This is a genomic window from Streptomyces tibetensis (assembly GCF_007655005.1).
GTDB classification, from domain to species: domain Bacteria; phylum Actinomycetota; class Actinomycetes; order Streptomycetales; family Streptomycetaceae; genus Streptomyces; species Streptomyces tibetensis.
Map to the genome: position 1 here is coordinate 436575 of NZ_SZVW01000004.1, position 20950 is coordinate 457524.

The 20950-nt window shown below is 74.2% G+C and carries 20 protein-coding genes and 1 pseudogene; 11 read left to right on the forward strand and 10 right to left on the reverse strand.

What is annotated here, in order from left to right; genetic code table 11:
• Positions 1–37: 37 nt before the first annotated feature.
• Complete coding sequence (locus FDO69_RS09200) at positions 38–976, reverse strand: LAETG motif-containing sortase-dependent surface protein (protein ID WP_104779239.1); 939 nt, start codon at positions 974–976, stop codon at positions 38–40.
• A 307-nt stretch (positions 977–1283) separates the two neighbouring features.
• Between FDO69_RS09200 and FDO69_RS09205 the strand changes: the two genes are divergently transcribed.
• Together FDO69_RS09205 and FDO69_RS09210 are read left to right on the forward strand one after the other, a co-directional pair.
• Entirely contained in the window at positions 1284–2945 is a 1662-nt protein-coding gene (locus tag FDO69_RS09205; protein ID WP_104779240.1) for a glycoside hydrolase family 13 protein, read from the forward strand.
• Positions 2946–3305: 360 nt separating this feature from the next.
• The gene (locus tag FDO69_RS09210; RefSeq protein ID WP_167526550.1) at positions 3306–4037 is read left to right on the forward strand and encodes an Ig-like domain-containing protein; all 732 of its coding nucleotides are present in this window, start codon (positions 3306–3308) and stop codon (positions 4035–4037) included.
• On the opposite strand, the gene FDO69_RS09215 is transcribed toward FDO69_RS09210, so the two are convergent.
• A complete protein-coding gene (locus FDO69_RS09215) occupies positions 4031–4564 on the reverse strand; it encodes a hypothetical protein (protein ID WP_234387881.1) in 534 nt (177 codons plus the stop codon). The genes FDO69_RS09210 and FDO69_RS09215 overlap by 7 nt on opposite strands.
• Positions 4561–4935 (reverse strand): DUF6479 family protein, encoded by a 375-nt coding sequence (locus FDO69_RS09220; protein WP_104779242.1) that lies wholly within the window; start codon positions 4933–4935, stop codon positions 4561–4563. Before FDO69_RS09220 ends, FDO69_RS09215 begins: the two co-directional genes overlap by 4 nt.
• Before the next feature lie 144 nt (positions 4936–5079).
• Between FDO69_RS09220 and FDO69_RS09225 the strand changes: the two genes are divergently transcribed.
• Entirely contained in the window at positions 5080–5496 is a 417-nt protein-coding gene (locus tag FDO69_RS09225; RefSeq protein ID WP_104779243.1) for a DUF5994 family protein, read from the forward strand.
• 16 nt (positions 5497–5512) lie between these two features.
• Here the strand turns inward: FDO69_RS09225 and FDO69_RS09230 are convergent, their stop codons facing one another.
• Entirely contained in the window at positions 5513–5875 is a 363-nt protein-coding gene (locus tag FDO69_RS09230; RefSeq protein WP_104779244.1) for a DUF1304 domain-containing protein, read from the reverse strand.
• A 335-nt stretch (positions 5876–6210) separates the two neighbouring features.
• Between FDO69_RS09230 and FDO69_RS41095 the strand changes: the two genes are divergently transcribed.
• From FDO69_RS41095 to FDO69_RS09250, 4 genes are all read left to right on the forward strand, one after another.
• Positions 6211–8139: a glycine-rich domain-containing protein gene (locus FDO69_RS41095; protein ID WP_159030599.1), complete on the forward strand. Its 1929-nt coding sequence runs from the start codon at positions 6211–6213 to the stop codon at positions 8137–8139.
• Between the two features lie 282 nt (positions 8140–8421).
• Positions 8422–8973, forward strand: a complete 552-nt coding sequence (locus FDO69_RS09240; RefSeq protein WP_104779248.1) for a tellurite resistance TerB family protein — start codon at positions 8422–8424, stop codon at positions 8971–8973.
• Positions 8974–9101: 128 nt separating this feature from the next.
• The gene (locus FDO69_RS09245; RefSeq protein ID WP_104779249.1) at positions 9102–9464 is read left to right on the forward strand and encodes a DUF952 domain-containing protein; all 363 of its coding nucleotides are present in this window, start codon (positions 9102–9104) and stop codon (positions 9462–9464) included.
• 4 nt (positions 9465–9468) lie between these two features.
• Positions 9469–10143: a DUF4328 domain-containing protein gene (locus FDO69_RS09250; protein WP_104779250.1), complete on the forward strand. Its 675-nt coding sequence runs from the start codon at positions 9469–9471 to the stop codon at positions 10141–10143.
• Here the strand turns inward: FDO69_RS09250 and FDO69_RS09255 are convergent.
• A complete protein-coding gene (locus FDO69_RS09255; protein ID WP_104779251.1) occupies positions 10137–10988 on the reverse strand; it encodes a putative RNA methyltransferase in 852 nt (283 codons plus the stop codon). The genes FDO69_RS09250 and FDO69_RS09255 overlap by 7 nt on opposite strands.
• A gap of 312 nt (positions 10989–11300) precedes the next feature.
• Between FDO69_RS09255 and FDO69_RS09260 the strand changes: the two genes are divergently transcribed.
• Entirely contained in the window at positions 11301–12284 is a 984-nt protein-coding gene (locus FDO69_RS09260) for a cytochrome c oxidase assembly protein (protein WP_104779252.1), read from the forward strand.
• Positions 12285–12305: 21 nt separating this feature from the next.
• Here FDO69_RS09260 and FDO69_RS09265 read toward each other — a convergent pair whose 3' ends face one another.
• From FDO69_RS09265 to FDO69_RS09280, 4 genes are read right to left on the reverse strand one after another with little or no spacing between them, the layout of a single operon-like run.
• The gene (locus FDO69_RS09265; protein ID WP_104779253.1) at positions 12306–12833 is read right to left on the reverse strand and encodes a hypothetical protein; all 528 of its coding nucleotides are present in this window, start codon (positions 12831–12833) and stop codon (positions 12306–12308) included.
• On the reverse strand, positions 12817–13308 hold the full coding sequence (locus FDO69_RS09270) for an RNA polymerase sigma factor (RefSeq protein ID WP_104779254.1): 492 nt from the start codon (positions 13306–13308) through the stop codon (positions 12817–12819). Before FDO69_RS09270 ends, FDO69_RS09265 begins: the two co-directional genes overlap by 17 nt.
• Positions 13305–13973: a class F sortase gene (locus FDO69_RS09275; protein WP_104779255.1), complete on the reverse strand. Its 669-nt coding sequence runs from the start codon at positions 13971–13973 to the stop codon at positions 13305–13307. The genes FDO69_RS09270 and FDO69_RS09275 overlap by 4 nt, the downstream gene beginning before the upstream one ends.
• Positions 13970–14374, reverse strand: coding sequence for a Tat pathway signal sequence domain protein (locus FDO69_RS09280; RefSeq protein WP_104779256.1), 405 nt, complete (start codon positions 14372–14374; stop codon positions 13970–13972). Before FDO69_RS09280 ends, FDO69_RS09275 begins: the two co-directional genes overlap by 4 nt.
• Positions 14375–14598: 224 nt before the next feature.
• Between FDO69_RS09280 and FDO69_RS41850 the strand changes: the two genes are divergently transcribed.
• The 3 genes and pseudogenes from FDO69_RS41850 to FDO69_RS09295 all read left to right on the forward strand — a co-directional run bounded on the left by FDO69_RS41850 (position 14599) and on the right by FDO69_RS09295 (position 18817).
• On the forward strand, positions 14599–16113 hold the full coding sequence (locus tag FDO69_RS41850; protein ID WP_420878496.1) for a hypothetical protein: 1515 nt from the start codon (positions 14599–14601) through the stop codon (positions 16111–16113).
• Positions 16114–16206: 93 nt separating this feature from the next.
• Complete coding sequence (locus tag FDO69_RS09290) at positions 16207–17451, forward strand: AAA family ATPase (RefSeq protein WP_104779257.1); 1245 nt, start codon at positions 16207–16209, stop codon at positions 17449–17451.
• A pseudogene (locus FDO69_RS09295) lies at positions 17448–18817 on the forward strand (vWA domain-containing protein). The gene FDO69_RS09290 and the pseudogene FDO69_RS09295 overlap by 4 nt, the downstream one beginning before the upstream one ends.
• 9 nt (positions 18818–18826) lie before the next feature.
• Here FDO69_RS09295 and FDO69_RS09300 read toward each other — a convergent pair.
• Positions 18827–20815: a glycoside hydrolase family 97 protein gene (locus tag FDO69_RS09300; RefSeq protein ID WP_104779259.1), complete on the reverse strand. Its 1989-nt coding sequence runs from the start codon at positions 20813–20815 to the stop codon at positions 18827–18829.
• Positions 20816–20950 lie beyond the last annotated feature (135 nt).

Genomic DNA, 20950 nt, shown 5'->3' on the forward strand with positions numbered 1-20950 from the left:
GACGACGGCACCTCGGGCGTCTGCGGGGTCTCGCGTGCTACGCGCCGCGCTTGGCCGCGCGGCGGCGGGTCACGACGACGAGGGCCGCGCCGCCCGCCAGCAGGGCCGCCGCACCGAGGGCGATCGGGCCGGTGCTGCTGTCGGCGCCGGTCTCGGCGAGGTCGCCGCCACCGCCGTTCGGCTTGGGCGCGACGGGCGTCGACTCGGAGGCGCTCGGGGTGGGCGTGTCCGTGCCGGAGGACGGCGGCGTCGAGGGCTCGGCCGGCTCGGACGGCGACGCCGGAGGCGTGGTCTCCTCGGCCGGCTCGGAGGGGCTCGCGGGCGGCGTGGAGGCGGGCGGCTCGGTCTCCGCCGGCGGCGGGGTGGTGGTGCAGTCCTTCGTGCCGCCGTTCCAGGCCGCGATCAGCTTGTCCTTGATGACCGGGCGGTCCGGGCCCTTGGGCAGCTCGCCGTGCTCGAAGCCGTCCTTCGCGTCCAGCTTGCCGTCGAACTTCACCGCGCCGCGGTAGAGGTCGATCTGCCCGAAGCAGCCCTTGTCCGGGATGGCGATGTCGAGCGAGTCGGTGCCGCCCTGCTTGACCGTCACCGAGTCGAAGTCGACGAACACCTGCTCGCCGGAGGTCGCGAACGTCGCGCCGTGGGCGAGGTAGGAGGCGAGGGAGGCCGTGCAGGTGGCCGCGTCCCCGGCGGCGCGGACCGTGATGTGGACCTTGCCGTCCTCGCTCGGCTTCAGGTTCTGGTCGTCGACCTTGACCGAGTCGTAGAAGTTGGTGCCGTCGAGCGAGAACTGGCAGCGATCGGTGCCGGTCTCCGTGCCCGCGCCCGTGCCGGGCTTGTAGCTGCCGCCGGACGACCAGCCGTCTCCGCCGGGCGCGCCGTGCGCGAACGCGGTCGTGGCGGAGGCGGCGCAGAGGGCGAGGGCGGCGGCGCTCGTCCCCAGCAGGCGTCGCGCGGTGACACGTCTCGCTATGGACATGCGTATCCCATTTCTTGGCGTGTGCCGAACCCGGATGACGGCATGCGGGCAGCGCGCGGCTGCCGTGCCGCACCGGGGAGTGAGTGGTCTGAGAAACACTGGGCCCATTGGTCACATGTGCCTCAGTGGCCCCATGGTGGCGGCGCCGCAGCACACTGTCAACCTGCGATTTTGCAAAGGAAGTTGCGCCACCATCACACTTCCGTCACAGCAGGAATGGATCACTCCGATCAACGCGATGGTTCTTTTTTCCGGCATTCTGGACAGATTCAATGGTGTCGCCCGTATGCCCTGAGAAGGAGACCGCGTGACCGATCGCTCGACCCTCGACCTGTCGTCCCGGGACCCCGACTGGTGGCGCCAGGCCGTCGTCTACCAGATCTACCCCCGCAGCTTCGCCGACGCCGACGGCGACGGACTCGGTGACCTGCGCGGCATCACCCGCCGCCTCGGTCACCTCGCCGCCCTGGGCGTGGACGCCCTGTGGCTGAGCCCCTTCTACCCGTCCGAGCTCGCCGACGGCGGCTACGACGTCGCCGACCCCCGGGGCGTCGACCCGCGCCTGGGCACCCTCGACGACTTCGACGCCCTGGTGGCCGAGGCGCACCGCCTCGGTCTGAAGGTCATCGTCGACATCGTGCCCAACCACTCCTCACACCGGCACGCGTGGTTCGAGGAGGCCCTGGCCGCGGGGCCCGGCTCGGCCGCCCGCGACCGCTACGTCTTCCGCGACGGCCGCGGCGAGCACGGCGAACTCCCGCCCAGCGACTGGCAGTCCGTCTTCGGCGGCAGCGCCTGGAAACGGGTGCCCGACGGCCAGTGGTACCTGCACCTGTTCGCCCCCGAGCAGCCCGACCTCAACTGGGAGAACCAGGAGGTCCGCGCCGACCACCGCACCACCCTGCGCTTCTGGTCGGACCGCGGGGTCGACGGATTCCGCGTCGACGTCGCCCACGCCCTCGTCAAGGACCTGAGCGAACCGCTGCGCGACCTCGGCCGGGTCGAGCTGAGCCACGAGGAGGCCCTCACCGCGATGCCGCCCGGCACGCACCCCTTCTACGACCGCGACGACGTGCACGAGATCTACCGCGACTGGCGCAAGATCCTCGACGCCTACAGCCCGCCCCGCATGGCCGTCGCCGAGGCGTGGGTGCCCGGCGCCCGGCGTGCGCTGTACGCCCGCCCGGACGAGCTGGGCCAGGCCTTCAACTTCGAGTACCTGCAAGCCGGATGGGACGCGCAGGAGCTGAAGCAGGTCATCACCGACTCGCTCGCCACCGCCCGGGCGGCGGGCGCCTCGGCCACCTGGGTGCTGTCCAACCACGACGTCGTACGCCATGCCTCCCGTCTGACGCTGCCACCCGGCACCGACCTCAACGCCTGGCTCCTGGCCGGCGGCCACGCCCCCGCCGTCGACGAGGCGGCCGGGCTGCGCCGGGCCCGGGCGGCCACGCTGCTGATGCTGGCGCTGCCCGGCTCGGCCTACGTCTACCAGGGTGAGGAGCTCGGCCTGCCCGAGGTCGCCGACCTGCCCACCGAGGTGCTCCAGGACCCGATCTGGGAGCAGACGGGCCACGTCCGCAAGGGCCGCGACGGCTGCCGGGTGCCGCTGCCGTGGACGACGACCGGTCCGTCGTACGGCTTCGGGCCCGGCGGTGCCTGGCTGCCGCAGCCGCCCGGCTTCGCGGCCTACGCCGTAGAGGCCCAGGACGGGGTCGAGGGCTCCACCCTGGAGCTGTACCGCACGGCCCTCAGGCTGCGACGCAAACTCCTCGACGGGGAGGAGCTGACCTGGGCGGACGATGTCCCGCAGGGCGTGCTCCGGTTCGACCGCTGCGAGGGGTGGCGCTGCGTCGCGAACCTGTCCGGAGCGGCGGTCGAGATGCCGGCGGGTGAGGTGCTGCTGAGCAGCGCGCCCCTGGAGGACGGGCGGCTCGGGCCGGACACGACGGTGTGGCTCGGGCGGTGAGGGCTCGGCCGTAGGGCCGTAGGGCTGTAGTTCCGGAGGGCCGTAGCGCCGTAGCGCCGTAGGGCTGTAGGGCTGTAGGGCTGTAGGGCGTCGTTCGGCTGCTGGCCTCGTCGTGGCTGGTCGCGCAGTTCCCCGCGCCCCTGGGGTTGTGGCGGGGGTGGTGCGTTCGTGACGCCGTCGTCGTGGCTGGTGGCGCGGTCCCCCGCGCCCCTGAGGGGCGCGGGGAAACCGGTGTGGCCTTCAGGGGCGCGGGGGAACTCGCGTGGCCCAGTAATGCGTGCCCTGGGAGGGGGTGCCCGGGAGCATGGGCGGCGGAGTGTCTTTTTGGAGGCCGTGCACGGACAGGGAGTCCCGCCCGCGATGAACAGGTACAGCAGGACAGCAGCCGTGGCGGGGGCCCTGGTCGCGGGAGCGCTCGTGTGTCCCGCCACGCCCGTGGCGGCCCGGGACGACGGCGGGCTGTGGGGTGCCGCGATCATCGCACCCGGGCGGGAGGGCATCGTCGAGGTCGTGGGCGTCGGGGAGGTCTTCGAGGGGGCGGTGCTGACGCTGACCGCGCCCCTGGGCGCGCGGGTGACCGGCACGCCGCTCGACGCTTCGGGATACCGCGGCTCGGTCGCCGCCGGCGGGCGCAGCGCGACGTACACCGTGACCGGCGCCGCGGCCGGACGGGACCGGGTGTTCCCCTTCGTGCTGGCCGTGCCCGCGGATGCCGTTCCGGGGACCCGGCTGCGGGACTGCTCCCTGCGGTTCACCGACGCGCGGGGGGTGCCGCGGGCCGTCGGGCGGTGTGCCGTGACCGTGGGCCTGGCCGGGCCGGTTCTGAGACGCCCGCTGTCCGGCGTACCGCTGTCCGCCCGGCCGAAGATCTCCGGCACCGCTCACCCGGGCGCCGAGGTCACCGTCCGTGACAAGGACGACCGGGAGGCCTGCCGGACGACGGCGGCCCCCGACGGCACCTGGGCGTGCACCCCGGGCGCGGCCTTCCCGGCCGGTGCCAACCGGCTGCAGGCGGTTGCCGCCCTGAACGGGGTGAGTGCGATAAGCGAGCAGGTGGACATCGTGGTCGCCCCGGCCGGCGAGGATCAGTAGCGGACCGCCCGGGCGACCTCGGTCCGGACCTCACCGGACAGGTCGTGGGTGCTGCGGGCGGTGGCCGTGGCGGAGTGGCCGGCCTGCACGTGGTCCACCGTGACGATGACCGTGTCGACCAGCTGCCCCGCTCCGTCCCGGAAGTCGACCTGGACGGCGAAGGACCGGGTCGAGTCGTCGGTGTTGCGGGCGGTGACCTCCGTGCGGACCCGGCCGTCGGAGCCGGCGACGGGCGGACCGGTCTTCACGTCGGCCTTGACGTCGATGCCGTCCTGGATGTCGTCGAGGCGCCGCTGGGCCTCGGCCGTGGCGGACTCCACCGCCTCGGAGGCCTCCGAGGCGATCGACCCCACGGCGGACTCCGCCTTGCTCGCGGTGTCCGAGGGGGTGTTGTAGCCGCTGCAGCCCGCGAGCACGGCGGACAGGCCCAGCGCCAGGGCCGCCCCGCCCGTCGCCCAGCGCCTGTGGTGGCGGGCGGACGTGCCGCCTCCCCGGGGGCCGCCGGCGCCCGGGCCTCGCGGCGTCATGTGCGTCCGAGCCCGCCGCCGCCGAACGATCCGCTGGATCCGGGCGACCAGCGGCGCGGTGTCTGGTCCTTGCCGGTCCTGGTGCTCGCACGGTGGAGCTCATGGGGCATGAGCCGCTGACCGTCGCGTGTCACGACCGGCACGTCGTCGGGCTCCCGCATCTCCCGGGTCTCGCGGACCGGCCCGCCCTCCGGGACGTGCGGCTGCTCCTCCGGAGCGGGGTGGTGGGTGTCCTTGTCCATGACCTGCATCCCGACCCGCACGGCCCAGATCAGCGCGCAGGCCACGATCAGCCCGCCCACGAAGGCGATGGTCACGGCGACCGCGTGATCTGACGACGCCGCCAGTTCTGCATACGTAGCCGTATTCATGCCCCAAGTATCGCCGACGGAATGCGATAAAGCGCCCGGAATGTCCTACCGCCCCGCGGAGTACGGTGGAGTACGGAGGGTGTGCCGCAACCAGTGGCCGCACCGGTCTCCCGACCATCCCCCGGTCCGCAGCAGGAGCCCCCGATGACCTCCGCCTCCTCCCCCTCGCCGTCACCGCTCCCCGCACCGCGGGAAGTCCGGCTGCGGCTCGCCGACCCGACGCGCTACGGCCGTACGGCACGGCGTATCGACGGCGCGTGGTGGCCCCGGTCGGACGACCTGGCCGAGGAGCTGACCGGACTGCTGGGTGTGCTGCCGCGCGCCTGGGGTCGGATCAGCAGCGTCCTGGTGCACGGGGACACCTGGCCGGACTGCCCGGCGCAGATGGTCGTCGCCGGGCAGACGGTGCACGTCGGTCACAACGACTCGCCCTCGGCACCGCACACCGTCTGCCTGGTCGCGCCCGGCCGGGGGCGCTACGACCTGCTGGTGGTGCCGCCCGCGACGGCAGAGGCGGAGGCCGGCCGGCTGATGGAGCGGGCCGTCACCCAGGACGCGTGACGCTCTGCCCTGCCGCTCAGTGCGCCAGCAGCACCAGGGCCAGGGCGACCAGCGCCGGGACGGTCTGCACGAAGAGGATCTTCCGGCTGGAGGTCGCGGCGCCGTAGAGCCCGGCGATCGCCACGCACACCAGGAAGAACACCGAGACCTGGAAGCCCACCGGGTCGGACGCCACCGCGCCCCACACCAGACCGGCGGCGAGGAAGCCGTTGTAGAGGCCCTGGTTGGCCGCCAGGGCCTTCGTCCCTTCGGCGAACTCGGCACTGGTGCCGAAGGCCGCCCGGGCCCTCGGCGTGGTCCACAGGAACATTTCCAGCACCAGGATGTAGGCGTGGAGCGCGGCAAGGGCCAGCACCGCGAGCGTGGCGACGGTCGACATGCGCTCATCATCACAGGCCCGCCCGGCCCGTCCTCCTTCGGCCCTCCCGGGAGGCGGCACGGGGCCCCGGGTGGCAGATTACGGCCCAGGAGGCCGGGTCCGGCCGTCGCGTCCCCGCGTGTGCCGCTCGGGAGCCGGACCCGGCCTTCCCCATGAGGCGTACGCCCCCGCCCCGCTGCTTCCTGTCCGGAATCAACCATTCTCGTTGACCAGGAGGCTCGGGTTTGATCAGCTGTCCCACCAGTCCTGTTCGATTCTGATCGAGCAGTTCATGGCTCCCTGGGGGGGAGCTGGTGACGAGTGGGGGAGTTTTCTTGATGCATCACGGTCCCGCCGTGCCACGCCGCGCCGGATTCCGGCTCGGCGCCGCGGCCCTGACCTTCGCGGCGCTGGCCGCCGGCACCGCCCTGGCCGGCGCGCCCGCCAGGGCGGTGCCGGCCGCGACGGCCGCGGGCAGCCCGACCCTCGCCGGGAAGGCGTGCACGCCGACGGAGGGCTTCTCCGGCTGCCGCCTCTTCGTCCCGACGGACGCCAGGCAGGACTTCAAGGTGCCGTCCGGGGTGACGGGCCTGGACTTACGGGCCTGGGGAGAGGGCGGCACCGGCAACTCCATGGCCCACGGCGGTGCGGGCGGTTTCGTCGCCGGCACCCTGAAGGTCACCCCTGGCGAGGTGCTGAGCCTCGCCGTCGGCGGACCGGGGTTCGGTGACGCCCTCGCCGGCAAGGCCGGCAGCAGGGGCGCCGAGCGGGGCGGCAACAGCAGCGCCATCCGCACGAGCGGCGGCTCGGCGCTGGTCGTCGCCGGCGGCGGTGGCGGCGCGGGCGGCGACATCGCCCATGGCCAGGCCGGTACCGCAGGGGGCGAGAACGGCCAGGACGGCACCGAGAAGGACCGCGGCGGCAAGGGCGCCACCGGCGCGAAGGGCGGTGCGGGCACCGGCAACGGCGCCGCGGGCGCCGACCACGCCAAGGGCGGTGCCGGCGGCGCCGGCGGTGCGGGCCGTTACGGCGGTGGCGGCGGCGGTGCCGGATACGCGGGCGGCGGTGGCGGCACGGGTGCCGAGACCGGCTCGTCCACCGGCAACGACCCGACCACGGGCAGCGGTGGCGGCGGCTCCAGCTACGCCGAGCCGGCCCGGGTGGACGACGCCCGGCTCGTCGTCGGCGACGCGTACACGGCGCCGGAGAAGAAGGACCCGTTCTGGGCCTCCGCCGGCAACCCGATCGACTCGGGCGTGGCCGAGGGCGGCGTCAACGCGCCCGGCGGCCCCGGCCGGATCGTCCTGCAGTGGCGGCAGTCCCCCGGCACGGACCGGCTGATCCAGGTGTCCGGCACCGACGCCACGACCAACCCGGGCACCGACGTCGAGCCGCTGGCCGTGGTGGCCCGGGACAAGGACGGCAAGCCGGTCGCCGACACCTCGGTGACCTTCACCGTCGAGGACCCCGACGGTCTGAAGCCGTTCTTCTACCTCACCGGCGGTCCGGACGGCGACGAGGCCGTCGTGGCGACCGACGCCCAGGGCCGTGCGCAGACCCCGTGGATCGGCCTGGGCAGCCGCAAGGAGGGCTCGTTCACCGTCCGGGCGAAGACGCAGGGCGCGACGACGGCCCTCACCGTGCGGGTCAAGGCGTCCCCGTACACCGTGAGCCGCGCCGGCGGCAACGAGCAGAAGGCCGAGCAGGGACAGGACTTCGCCGACGCGCTGCTCGCCCGGGTGGTCAAGTCGGGCGCGACCGTACCGGCCGGCACCGAGGTGGAGTTCCGCGTCGAGGACACCGGCGAGGACGCTCCCCGCTTCGAGGGCGAGGACCGGGTCGTCCGCGTGAAGACCGACGACTCCGGCGTCGCGACGGCCCCGGCCCTGACCGCCGGTGAGGGCACGGGCACGTACACCGTGGCCGCGTCGGTGGGTGACGCCATGACGCAATTCGCGGTCGAGGTCGTCCCTGGTGACGGTTCACCGGAGCCCGGGCCCGGCGACGAGTCCGGCTCCCCGTCGGCGAGCCCCACGGCCGACCCGAGCCCCTCCGCCGAGCCGAGCCCGTCGAGCAGCACCGCCACCTCCGGCACGACCGGCGGTGACGGCACCTCGACCACGGGCGGCGGCACGTCCACCGCCCTCGACGGCGGCAGCCTCGCCTCCACCGGCGCAGGCGGCATGGGCCTCCTCCTCGCGGCGGCAGCGGCCCTGGCCGCGGTGGGCTTCGCGGCCTTCCGCCTCGCCCCGCGCCTGAAGCCGCGCTCCCGCGACGGCGCCTGACACCGCGGCCCGGCGCAATCGCCTGACACCGCGGCCCGGCGCAATCGCCTGACACCGCGGCGCCGCGACATCGCCTGACAGCGCGGCGCCGCGACGACGTCTGACAGCGCGTCACCGCGACGGCCCGCACCCGGTCACCGGGTGCGGGCCGTTTGCTGTTCCTGCGCCGCCCGGCGCCGTCTTTCGTTTTGCGGAACCTTTGCCCGTGGGCCGGGCGTTGGACGGATGTGCGCGCGTGAGCAGGTGCGCCAGGTGATGCCGACTAGTACCGAGGTGACGTCAATGGCAGTGTGGGACCGGCTCAAGGACCAGGCCAAGGCTCTCCAGCAGGGTCAGGGCGCGCGGGGCGCGACGACCGGTGGGCACAGCGGCGGGACGAGGTCCGGCGGTGGCGGCAAGGCCCAGCTGGTCGGCCTGCTGAAGACGCAGCTCGGTTCGCTGAAGAACGAGTTGAAGAGCGGCGCGTACCGGGACGCGAGCATGGCGATGTGCGCCCTGGTCGCGGCGGCCGACGGGCATGTGGACCCGGCCGAGCGCCAGCAGGTCGAGTCCATGATCCTCAGTAACGACGTGCTGCAGAACTTCCCGCCGGAGCAGCTGCGGCAGCGGTTCAACAAGCACGTGGACCAGCTGACCGCCAACTTCCAGCTCGGGAAGGCGGAGGTGATGCAGGAGGTCGCCAAGGCCGCCAAGAAGCCCACCGAGGCCAGGGCCGTGATCCAGACGGGCATCGTCATCGCCGGTTCCGACGGCGACTTCTCCCAGGCCGAGCAGATGGTCCTGCGCGAGGCCTGCGCGACGCTGGGCGTGTCCCCGGCCGAGTTCCAGCTCTGATCAGCGAGCGGGGGCGCGGCTCCTGTCCACCGTGACGGGATCACGCCCCTGCCCCCCGCGGAGGCGCCCCGGCGCACCGTGGCCGCCCTGGGGCTCCCGGGGCGGCCGTCGCCGTCTATAACGGGGCCATGATCTATCACGTCGTACCGCGCACCGTCTGGACCACCGCCACCGGCGAGACGTACGCGCCGGCCTCCCTCGCCGAGGAGGGCTTCGTGCACTGCTCCCCGGACGAGGCGACCACGCTGGCCGTCGTCGACGCCTTCTACCGGGACGCGCCCGGACCCCTGCTGGTGCTCGCCCTCGACGAGGCGCGGCTCACCGCCAGGGTCGAGTGGGAGGCGGCCGCCCCCGCCCCGCCGCCCGGCGTCTTTGGTGACGTCCTGTTCCCGCACGTCTTCGGCCCCCTCGACCGGGAAGCCGTAGACCACGTCCTGGAAGTGCGGTTCGACGGGGAGGGCCGGGCGGCGGAGTTGCGTGCGGCAGGATGACGGGGTGATCGAACAGAAGTCCTCCCCCTCCGACCCCCCGCCCAGCCTGCGCCCCGTCCGGGGATCGGCCCGCTGCGCCGTCGCAGCCCTCGCCCTCGCCGGAGCCGCCTGGGTGGCCCGGGCGGTGTGGGAGATCCGGCTCGCCGTCGCGGGCGAGCCGGAGTCCGGCCCGCTCGACCAGGGCGGCGGCGTGCACCGTCCGCTGAACGCCCTGGAGAACTCCTACCACCTTGTCTCCTCCGTGGGCGCCGCCGTCACGGCCGTCTGCGCGATCGTGTTCCTGTACTGGCTGGACCAGGTGCGGGACAACGCCAAGGCGCTCTCGGGCGCGGCCCCGCGCTACGTCTACATCTGGCTCTGGCTGGGCTGGATCGTGCCCGTGGTGAACCTGTGGATACCCCGGGGCGTCGTCGCGGACGTCCACCGCTCGGTCTTCCCCGAGCGGCGGCTGCCGGCCGTCGTGAACTGGTGGTGGGGCCTGTGGCTGCTCGGTCTGGCCGGCGGCGTGGGGATCTTCTACGCCGACGACACGGACGAGGTCATCGCCCGTGCCTACCACGGCGTCACGCCCCTGCTCGCCGCCGACCTGGTGATCGTGGCCGCGGCCGGGGCGGCGGCCCTCATGGTCCACACGCTCACGACGGCACAGCAGGAGCAGATCGCCGCCAAGGGCTACTGAGGGGCCCGCAGCGGCCGGAACACCGACACGGCGAACGAGGCCGTCACCGACACCGGCGCCCCCAACCGGTCGACGCGGTCGCCCAGTTGCGCGGCGGTGAGGTGATGCGCCGTCGGACTCATGCCCACCAGGCCGGTGACGTCCTCGGCCGTGAGCCTCATGGCGTACTCCAGCGGCTCGGTGCGATCGAGCCGGAAGCGGGCGTCCAGGGACCGGCGCAGACGCTCCTCCTTCCTCGGGTCGATCGCCAGCAGCCCGACCGGCTCGCGCAGTTCACGCAGGTGACGGCCGGTGGGCGTGACGACGAGCAGCGCGCCGTCCGGGCCGAGGACGCGGTGGAACTCGGGCCCGTTGCGGGGTGCGAAAACGTTGAGTACGAGGTCGGCGCCGCCGGTGCGCACCGGCCACGGCTGCCACACGTCCCAGCGGGCGGCCTCGGCGCGGGCGTGCGCGCGGGCCGCCGCGCGCAGGGCGGGAACGGAACTGTCCAGCCCCAGACCCAGCGCCCGGGGGAGGGCGTCCAGGACCGCGGCGAGGTAGTGGCCGGTGCCCGCCCCGGCGTCCAGCACGGTGGCGTCGGGCGGGGCCAGTTCCGAGGCGAGGCGCGCGAGGGTGCGGGCGAGCGGGCCGTAGTGCCCGGCGCCCAGGAACGCCGCGCGGCTGCGGACCATGTCGGGGGAGTCGGCGCTCGGGGCCCGCCGGTGGCCGGTCAGCAGGCTGACGTATCCGTGGCGGGCGATGTCGAAGGTGTGCCGGCCCGCGCACCGCAGGGCTCCGGCGGTGTGTTCGAGGGCGGCGGGGCACAGCGGGCAGGTCAGGACGGACAGAAGACGTTCGCAAGGCAAGGGATGCTCCTCGGAACGCGGTGGCCGCGGCGGGGCGGCGCATCGCGTGCGGGCGGCGGACGGTGGGGCGTCGGCGCCCGCCGTCCGGCCGGCGTGGACCGGCAGCAGAGGGCGGGCGCGCCGAGGACGGCGACGTGATCGGCTCACGCCGCCGTCCACACCGCGGCGTCAGAGGAAGCAGTGCGGCAGAGCGTTGTTGGCAAGTGCCATACGGCCAGGCTACCCGGGGCCCGCGTACGTCATGACGAGCCGCCGTGCACGCTCGCCCACCCTGCCGCCTGCCCCCTGAACTTCGGCGGCTATCGTCCGCTCGTGAGCGAACTGTCGGCTGTGTACCTGCCGGAAGCGACCACCGGACGGCTGCTGGGATCGTGGCAGCCGGACGTGCCCGCCCTGCTGCTCGTCGCCGTGCTGGGCGGGCTCTACGGCTGGGGCGTCGCCCGGGTGCGCGGGCGGGGCGGGGCCTGGCCGCCGGCGCGGCTCGCCGCGTTCGTGCTGCTCGGTCTGGGTACGATCGCCGTGGCCACGATGTCCGGCCTCGCCGTCTACGACCGTGAACTGTTCTGGCCGGCCGCCGTGCAGAACGTCGGACTCGACCTGCTCGCGCCGCTGGGTCTCGCCCTGGGCGACCCGCTGCGGCTCGCGGTGGAGGCGCTGCCGGAGGGCGGCGCGCACCGGCTGCGGCGGGCGCTGACCGGCCGGCTGGTCAGGCTGCTGACGTTCCCCCTCGTCAGCACGGCGCTGGTGCTCGCCACCGAGCTGACCCTCTATTTCACGCCGTACTTCGCCACCGCGCTGCGCGTGGGCTGGCTGCACGAGCTGATGTACCTCCATCTGCTGGCGGCCGGCTGCCTGTTCGTCCTGCCGGTGCTGTCCCGCGAGCAGGCCCTGCCCGACTGGTGCACCCACCCCGTCCGGGCGGCCCTGGTCTTCCTGGACGGGGTCGTGGACGCGGTGCCGGGGCTGGTGGTCATGACGCACGGCACCCTGATCGCGGGCGCCTGGTACCTGCACCACGCGCCGCCCTGGTCCCCCGACGTGCTCCACGACCAGCAGCTCGGCGGTGGCGCCATGCTGGGCATCGCCGAACTGGTCTCGGTGCCCTTCCTGCTGGTGGTCCTCGCACAGTGGGTGCGGGCCGAGCGCGCCCGGACGGTCGTACTGGACCGGTGTCTCGACAGCGAACTCGTGCCCACGGCCACCGCGGAGGGACCTGCCGAACTGGTCCGGCCCTGGTGGGAGACCGAAGCGGGCGAGGTGGCGGAGCGGATGCGACGGCAGCAGCCGGGTAGCTGACCCGGGCCCCGCCGGTGCCGGTCAGCGGCTCCCGTACGCCGTCTGTCGGTCCGTGCCCGGGCCGGCCGCCGACGGGACGGGGCTTATCGAGGTGGGGGTGGCCGACGGGGTGTGGCGGGACGGCTCCGTACGGGCGGGGGTCTCCTCGGGGGCGGGGGTGCCGGGCCTGGTCGTGCGGGGGTCGCCGGTGTCCGGGGACGAGGGCCGGGAGCGGGAAGCGGACGGCGACGCTGCGGGGGTGGGGGGCGCCGAGTCGGTGGCCGGCGCCGGCTTCGTGGTGGGCGGGGCCATCGGGACCGTCGGGGTCGTGGGGCGCTCGGGCGCGGTGTGGCGCAGGGGGAGCGCGATGAGGGCCGCCGCGACGCAGCACAGGCCCGCCCCGGCCGCGCCGCGCAGCAGGCGGCGACGGGTCGCACGGCGGCGGATCGCCTCGTACTGGCCGGCGGGAGCACCCAGGTAGTCGGGGGAGGAGGGGCGCAGGATCACGGCGAGCTGGTCGTCGGGGGCGTACTCCGGCTCACCCGGGTCGCCGTCAAGGCGTGTGGTCAAGGCTTCTCCTCAGGTGGACGCGGAGCAGTTCCCGGGCCGCGTGCAGATCGGCCTTGACGGTGCCTTCCTTGCGCCCGGTCAGTGCGGACACCTCCCGGATCGGCATGTCAGCGTAGTAGTGGAGGAGGATCGGGACGCGCAGTCGTTCCGGCAGCGACTGCACGAGCAGCCGCACGGACGGGTCGGCCTGCTCTTCGGGCGGACGTACGGCGGCTTCCGAGGTGACGCGGTGCAGGGCCCGGCGCTCGCGCTCCAGTTTGCGCCAGTGGTCCCGGACCAGGTTGGCCGCGGTGACGTAGAGGAACCCGCGCGGTTCCGCCACGGACGTCCAGCGGGCCCAGAGCCGGGTGAACGCCTCCGAGGCGATCTCGTGGGCCGTTCCGTCGTCGTCGACGAGCCGGCGGCACCAGCCGGCCAGGCGCGGGTAGAGGGCGGCGAACAGCTCGGACGCCGCCTTCTCGCTGGACCGTTTCAACGCTCTCCAGGGGTGGGTAAGTTCGCGCCGCTCAGCGCCGCGAACACGATCACGTTGTCCGCGTAGCCGTCGCCGGTCCGCGTCCCGCCGCAGGTGATCAGCCGCAGCTCGGGGCGGCCCACGTTCCCGTAGACGTCGTCCGCCGGGAAGTCGGTTTTCGGGACGGTCCGTACGGCCGTGACGGCGAACTGTGCCGTCGTGCCGTTCTCCAGGCGCGCCTCGATCCGGTCGCCCCGGTGCAGCCGGGCGAGGTGACGGAAGACGCCGTCACCGTACGGGCCGACCGTGACATGGCCGAGGAGCACCGACGGGCCGGTCTCACCGGGGGTCGGCGAGTGCCGGTACCAGCCCGCCCGGTCGTGGTCCGTGACCGGCGGCACCTGCACCGTGCCGTCGGCCGCCAGGCCGAGCCGGATGACCGGGGTGTCGACGCCGATCACCGGGATCAGGAGCCGGACCGGAACCGAACGGGCCAGGGGGCGTGCGCTGTCGGCGGGCACCGGGCCGGCGGTGGTCCTCGGCCGGCGCGCGGTGGGGTCGTGACCGGCGGTGTCGGCGGTGCCGGGGCCGGTGGTCCGGTGGCCGGTGGTTCCGTGGCCCCCGCACGCCGTCAGCAGGGACGCCAGCGCCCCGGCCGCGAAGGCGCGCCTGGAGAACGGGCTCACGCCCCGGTCGCCCGGCGGCGGCGCACGACGAAGACGGTGCCGCCGCCCAGCGCCAGCACCGCGGCGGCGCCCGCGCCGATCGCCGTGCCGCCCGTCCCCGAGTCCTGGGACGCCGTCACACCGGTGTCGGGCGCGCCGCTCGGCCGGACGGAGACCTGGCCGCCGGCGGGCGCCCGGGTCGGCTCACCCTGGGACGGAGCCCGGGTCGGCTCGCCCTTGCCCGGCGCACGGGTCGGCTCGGGTGTCCGGGTCGGTTCGGTGCTCTCCTTGGGCTGGGTGGAAGGCGAGGCGGCCGACGGGACGGGGCTCGGGGTCGTCGCCCCGTCCGCGAAAGCGGGCCCCGTGCCCAGCAGTACGGCGGTGCCCGCGAGGGCCAGGGCGCTGAGGACAGTTCGGCGCATGGAAACGCACTCCTTCGTCGTCCGCCCGACGGTCGGCGGGCTGGGTGACAGATCGTGCGGAGAGACGAGGCGGCGGCCCGGTGGGTTGTAAAGAGATGGCAAAGTCGTCGCGGTGGCTCCGAAATACTCGGCTGCGCGCGGGAGTCGGGGCCGCTAGCATCCGACGCGATGACGACTCACTCCATGAACAGATTGGGGGACCCGTCCGCGCAAGGTGAGTGCTGATGCTCACCGACCTCGCGAACGGGAACCTCCCGCCTTCCGTCCGGCCGTCTTCCTCTCGGCCGTCTTCCTCTCGGCCGCTTTCCTTCTGGCCGCGCGTGCGCGAGTTCGCCGTGCCGCCCTCCATGATCGAGACCGCGACGGCGCGCCGCCGTGCCGGTGACTGGGCCGGTGCCTGCGCCGCCGCGAACATCGATGTCGACCTCCAGCCCCGTCTCCTCGCGCGGCGCCACGGCAGGGAGTTCGCCGCGCTGCTCCGCGCCGACCTCCGCCATCTCGCCCCCGACCTGCTGCGCTGGCACATGCCCAGGATCGCCCCCGACGGGCTGCTGCGGCCGGGCCTGACCCTCACCCTGGCCCGCTACGGCACGGGTGCGGAAGTGCTGCACCTCGTGGCACGGACGCCCCCTGCCTGGGCGGACGCCGGACAGCGGATCAGCCTCGCCCTGTGGGACGCCTCCCGCCGGCACGAGACCGACCGACGGCATCCCCACCCCCGCCCCAGCCGGCGCTTCCGGCTCGACCTGCACCGCCACCTGTGGGACGCGCGCCGGGCCGGTGAGCTGCGGGCGCGCTCCGGCGAGGGCGGTCCCGCCCCGGAAACCGCCGGCTCGCTGCGCTCCGTGCCGCTGCCTTCCGTGCCGTTGCCTTCCGTGCCGTTGCCTGAAGTGCTGTTGCCTGACGTGCCCTTGCCTGCCGGGCCGCTGCCTGACGTGCCCTTGCATGACGGGCCGCTGCCCGCAGGCCCCTTGGCCGACGGGAAGCGGTGTGCCGTCGACCGGTGGGCGGCCGAGGCGGCGATCCTGCTGCGGGCCGAGGGCCGGTCCGGCGGCAGGGTCGGCGTACGGCTCGGGGCACGGCACCGCGTCGTCCTCGACCTGGCCGACGGCGGTGAGCAGATCACCATGGCGTACGTGCGCGCCCCCGACTCCTCGCTGCCCGTGCTGCCCGACGCGGCGACCTGGGTGCTGCCCGACCTCGAGCTGCTGAGGGCCGGGGCGATCGACACCGGGCGCCTGCATCCGCTGATCGCCTCGGCGTTGGGGGCGCAGCGGTCCGCGACCTCCCGGGCGCCGGAGCGGGCCGGTGATCCACGGGTGGTGGAATGCCGGGGCGCCCGGCACCGGATCGGCCTGGTGGACGGCGTCCTGGTCGCCCTCGACCACGATCCGGCCGAGGTGCGGCGGGAGGAACTGCTCGCCGCCTTCGGCGGACCGCCGCTGCCCTGTCTGCGGGCCGTCGACGAGGCACACCGCCGGCCCGACTGCCTTCCCGGCGTCCGTGAACGCCTCCACCACGGCGACATCGCCGGGGCGCTCGACGCGGTCGAGAGCCTGCTCGGCCCCGAGGCGGTGCTGCGCGACGGCCCGCTGCGGGACGTGCTGGAGAGGGCCGCGCGGCGGCGCATCGCCCACGGGCTGTTCCGGGCGGGACTGGAAGGTCCCTCGCCCGGCAGCCTGCGCCCCTGGGACCGCCGCCGCTCCCGCGACGCCGGCCCGCACCCACGCCACATGTGACGCGACCCCGACCCGACCGGGGGCCGACCGCTGTGCCCCCGAACCTTCTTCGTCCCACCGAGACGGCTCACCACCGGCAACTGGTGATCACACATGCGCACTCACACCTCGTCCCTGCCCGACACCGCCGACCAGCTCGACGTGGCCGGCGACCTGCTGGCCCTGCTGCGCCGCACCACGACCGAACCCCGCCCCGACACCCAACTGGAGGCCCTCACCCTGGCCGTGGCCGCCGACCTGCCTGTGCTGCTGTGGGGCGAGCCGGGCATCGGCAAGACCGCGGCCCTGACCCAGCTCGCCACGGCCCTGGACCTGCCGCTGACCACGGTCATCGCCAGCGTGCACGAGCCGTCCGACTTCTCGGGTCTGCCGATCGTCGGCGACGACCCGGCCGAGCAGGGCGTGCCGTTGGCCCCGCCGGACTGGGCCGTACGCCTCGTGCGGGCCGGTCGGGGGCTGCTGTTCCTCGACGAACTGTCCACCGCGCCGCCCGCCGTGCAGGCCGCTCTGCTCCGGCTGGTGCTGGAGCGGCGGATCGGCGCGCTGCGGCTGCCGCCGGGCGTGCGGATCGTGGCCGCCGCCAACCCGCGTTCCTCGGCCGCCGACGGCTGGGAGCTGAGTCCGCCGCTCGCCAACCGCTTCGTCCATCTGCAGTGGACGCACGACACGGACGTCGTCGTCCGCGGCCTCGGCGGGACCTGGCCGCGGGCGACCCTGCCCCGGCTCGATGCGGGGAAGCTGCCGGAGGCCGTGGAGTTCGCCCGCCGTGCGGTGTGCGGGCTGCTGGCCGCCCGTCCCGCACTCGCGCACCGGCTGCCCAGCGGAGAGGTGCGCCGGGGCGGGCCCTGGCCGTCCCCGCGCAGCTGGGAGATGACGCTGCATCTGATCGCCTTCGCGACCGCGGCCGGCTCCTCCCGTGACGTCCTCTCCCTGCTCGTCAGGGGCACGGTCGGGGACGGGCCCGGGCTCGAACTGCTGGCGAGCCTGGACCGGATGGACCTCCCGGACCCCGAGACGCTGCTGGCCGACCCGGCCGGGGCGGTGCTGCCCGAACGCGGGGATCTGCGGCAGGCCGCGCTGGACGGGGTCGTGGCGGCGGTACGCAACCGCCCGGAACGGGCCCGTTGGGACGCCGCCTGGACACTCCTGGTCAAGGCCCTGGAGACCGGCCCCCCGGACGTGGTGGTCGTCCCCGCCACCACGCTCGCCGCCCTGCGCCGCGACGACTGGGACGTCCCGGCGTCGATCGAGCGTCTGGCCGCGGTGGTGTCCCTGTCCCAACGGGCGGACCGCAGCACGGCAGCGGTCGCCGCGGCGGCGGCGAAGGCGGGCCGATGACGACGGACACCGCACCCGGAGCGGGTCCCGGTCCCGCGCCCGAGCCCGTGCCAGGGGCCGCTCGCGAGTCCGCCCCCGAGTCCGCGTCCGCAGCCCTCGACCGGGACAAGCTGTTCACGGCGCGTCTGCACGCCGCCCGCGTTCGTCCCTACCTCGCGACCGCCCTGTTCGCCCTGCACGTCGTCGCGTCGCGGCGGGTGCCCACCATGGGCGTCGACCGGTACTGGCGGTGCTACGTGTCGCCGGGGTTCGTGGACCGTACGCCCGTCGAGGAGCTGGCGGGCGTGTGGGTGCACGAGGTGTCGCACCTCCTGCGCGACCACCACGGGCGCAGCGACCGCGTCGCCAAGGAGCGGGGCCTGCACGGCCGGGGGGAGCGGCTGCGGATGAACATCGCCGCGGACTTCGAGATCAACGACGACGTCTACGGCGACGGCCTGGCCCGCCCCGAGGACGTCGTCGAGCCAGGTGATCCGTCTACGGCGACGGCCTGGCCCGCCCCGAGGACGTCGTCGAGCCAGGTGATCTCGGCCTGCGCGAGGGCGAGTTGATGGAGGAGTATCTGCGTCAGTTCACCCTCGGCCCGCGATCGGAGGACCTGGCCTGGCTGGACTGCGGCAGCGGCGCCGACGGTCTGGACCGGGAGTGGGAACTGGGCCCGGACGGGGCGCACGGCCTGAGCGAGCACGAGCGGGACGCGGTCCGCTTCCGGGTCGCGCAGGGCATCACCGGCCGCCCCGGCAAAGCCCCGCACGGGTGGCGGCGCTGGGCGGAGGAGGCCTTCCACCCGCCGCAGCCGTGGCGGGAGCTGCTGGGCGCGGCGGTCCGCTCGGCGGCGTCCGGCCCCGGCGCGGGCGAGGACTACACCTACGGCCGCCCCGCCCGGCGCTCCACCGCCCTGCCCGGCACGGTCCTGCCGAGCCTGCGCCGCCGCCCGCCCCGCGTGTCCGTCGTCATCGACACCTCCGGCTCGGTCAGCGACGCCGAACTGGGCAGCGCGCTCCTGGAGGTCGCCGCGATCGCCCGGGCCGTGGGCGGCCGTCGCGACCTGGTCACGGTGGTGCCCTGTGACGCCTCGGCCGGAATCGCCCGCCGCCTGTGCCGTGAGGGGGGCATCCCGCTCACCGGTGGCGGCGGCACGGACCTGCGGGCAGGCTTCACCCGCGCGCTGCGCACCCGCCCGTCCCCCGACGTCATCGTGGTCCTCACCGACGGCCAGACCCCCTGGCCGGACACCCGGCCCCCGTGCCGCACGGTGGTGGGCCTCTTCCCCCGCCACCACGACAACCACGCCTACGACGAGTCCAACCCCGAGTACGTCCCCGACTCGCCCCCCGAGTGGGCCCGGGTGGTGGACATCGGCTGACCGGGCCCGTCAGCTCGCCTTCAGCACGATCGCCTGGCCGCCCGCCGGGGCCATCGCCACGTCGAGCGTGTCGTCGCGCGTGACGGTCCTGGTGCTCACCACGACCGGCGTCCGGTACGGGCTCGTTCCCGGCGTGCCGTCGGCGTACACGGTCGCCGTGTACGTGCCGCTGCCGAGGAAGGACAGCGGCAGCGCGAGGGTCCTGGACGACTCGTTCGTCATCGCGCCCAGGTACCAGTCGGAGCCCGCGCGCCGGGCGACGGCGACGTACTCGCCGATCGAGCCGGCCAGGGTGCGGCTCTCGTCCCAGGTGACCGGGACGGCGTTGAACCAGGGCAGTCCGGGCCAGTTGGCCGGGTTGCTGTACTTGGACGGTTTGTCGTACCAGAAGAGGAAGTCGAGGGGCTGGTAGTACACCGCGGCCATCGCCATCTGGTGGGCGTCGGTCGCCTTGTCGCGGGACTGGCCGTAGCAGATGGTGTAGTCCATCGGGCCGCCGATGTTGCGGGTGAAGGGCAGCGTCACGTTGTGCGTGGCGGTCGGGAACTGCTCGTTGCCGCGCACGCCCTCCAGGCTGATCCAGTTCGGGTAGGTGCGCTCGTAGCCGAACGGCCGGACCTCGTCGTGCATGTCGATCAGCAGCCGGTACTTCGCGGCCGTCCGCGCCCAGTCGATGATCTGGTCGGTCATCGTCCGGGTGCCGTCGTTGATGAACCCGAGCTTGATGCCCCGCACACCCCAGCTCCTGTAGAGGCCGAACAGGGCGTCCGCGTCGGTCAGGGCGAGCCGGTTGACGTAGAGGAAGACCCCGATGCCCTGGTCCGCCGCGTACGAGAGGACGGCCGGGAGGTCGATCGCCGCGATCGGCTTCGTGGCGTCCGGGGCGGTGAACTCCGGGCCGTACCAGCCGGCGTCGTACTCGATGTACTGAAGTCCCCGGGCCACCGCGAAGTCGACGCCCTGGAGGCCGGCGGCGGTGCTGAGCTCGCAGCGGAAGACCTTGCCAGGCCTGATCCAGGAGGTGTCGGAAAGCGCGTTCGGCGGGGCCAGATTGAGGACCAGCTCGGCGTTGTCGACGAGTTCGGCGTGGGTGACGCCGACGACCACCACGCGCCAGGGGGTGGTGAAGGGCGTGTCGACGGTCGTGGTGGTCTCCACCGGGCCGGTGCCGCGGGCGGTGTGCTCCATGAGGAAGGCGGAGAGGGTGTTCGGCTCGCCGGGGACCGAACCCAGCATCATGCGTGGGTAATCGGCCCGTGCCGACTCGCAGACACAGGCGATGAGGCCGCCCGGGAGCGTGGCGGTCAGGGGGAGGTCGGTGAGGGGCCCGTTGTCCGTCGTCGCGGTGCCCGTGACCGGTAGGGAGCCCGGCGCCACCGCCACGTAGGCGTCCTCGTCGCGGGCACTGTAGACGGTGGTGCCGTCGGGGAAGACGAACGTCGTCAGCTCGTCGGCGATGGTCGCGGCGCCCTCGTCGAGGAGGACGTACCGCAGGGCGACACCGCTCTTGTAGGCGCGGGCCTGCACGCCGAACCGGATGCCGGTGGCCCGGTCCGTCAGGTCCCAGCACTGTTCCCGGTAGTGGTCGGTGACGGTCGCGTTGCGGCCGTAGACCGGGGTCCAGGTGGTGCGGTGGGTGCGGTGCCGTTCCCCGGTCACCCGGACGTCACCGCCGAGGACGGTGCCGTCGGCGAGCCTGAGACCGAGGGTCGAGGTGCCGAGCACCTCCCGGCCGTCGCGCCGGACGGACCAGTGGAGCGCTCCGTCGGTCAGCGACAGGGTGAGGGAGGTTCCGCCCATGCGGGCGGTCACCTGCTCCGGGCGGCCCGGCCGGCTGTCGGCGTCCACGGAAGCCGCGGGATCCGCGGCGGCGTACACGGGATGGGCGGAGGTGAGGCCCGTCGCGGCCAGCCCGGCCGTGAGCGCCGCTCCTTTCAGCACCACCCGGCGCGACGCCGGCCCCACGGACGGCTCTTCCCGTTCTCCCGAAGCTCTCATCGTGAGGGACCTTCCCGATCAGTAATGAGGTAGTAACCGTTTTCCATCGGTGGCGAGTGCAGTTGTACGCGCAGCCGCCGAGGCGGGTCAATAGCCAGGAACCGCCGGAGTTCCCGGAACGCTTCGACGGGCCGC

Coding starts and splice junctions, on each gene's coding strand:
- FDO69_RS09200 (WP_104779239.1), bottom strand. CDS start 976: ATGTCCATAGCGAGACGTGTCACCGCGCGACGCCTGCTGGGGACGAGC.
- FDO69_RS09210 (WP_167526550.1), top strand. CDS start 3,306: ATGAACAGGTACAGCAGGACAGCAGCCGTGGCGGGGGCCCTGGTCGCG.
- FDO69_RS09215 (WP_234387881.1), bottom strand. CDS start 4,564: ATGACGCCGCGAGGCCCGGGCGCCGGCGGCCCCCGGGGAGGCGGCACG.
- FDO69_RS09220 (WP_104779242.1), bottom strand. CDS start 4,935: ATGAATACGGCTACGTATGCAGAACTGGCGGCGTCGTCAGATCACGCG.
- FDO69_RS09225 (WP_104779243.1), top strand. CDS start 5,080: ATGACCTCCGCCTCCTCCCCCTCGCCGTCACCGCTCCCCGCACCGCGG.
- FDO69_RS09230 (WP_104779244.1), bottom strand. CDS start 5,875: ATGTCGACCGTCGCCACGCTCGCGGTGCTGGCCCTTGCCGCGCTCCAC.
- FDO69_RS09240 (WP_104779248.1), top strand. CDS start 8,422: ATGGCAGTGTGGGACCGGCTCAAGGACCAGGCCAAGGCTCTCCAGCAG.
- FDO69_RS09245 (WP_104779249.1), top strand. CDS start 9,102: ATGATCTATCACGTCGTACCGCGCACCGTCTGGACCACCGCCACCGGC.
- FDO69_RS09280 (WP_104779256.1), bottom strand. CDS start 14,374: ATGCGCCGAACTGTCCTCAGCGCCCTGGCCCTCGCGGGCACCGCCGTA.
- FDO69_RS41850 (WP_420878496.1), top strand. CDS start 14,599: ATGCTCACCGACCTCGCGAACGGGAACCTCCCGCCTTCCGTCCGGCCG.
- FDO69_RS09290 (WP_104779257.1), top strand. CDS start 16,207: ATGCGCACTCACACCTCGTCCCTGCCCGACACCGCCGACCAGCTCGAC.
- FDO69_RS09300 (WP_104779259.1), bottom strand. CDS start 20,815: ATGAGAGCTTCGGGAGAACGGGAAGAGCCGTCCGTGGGGCCGGCGTCG.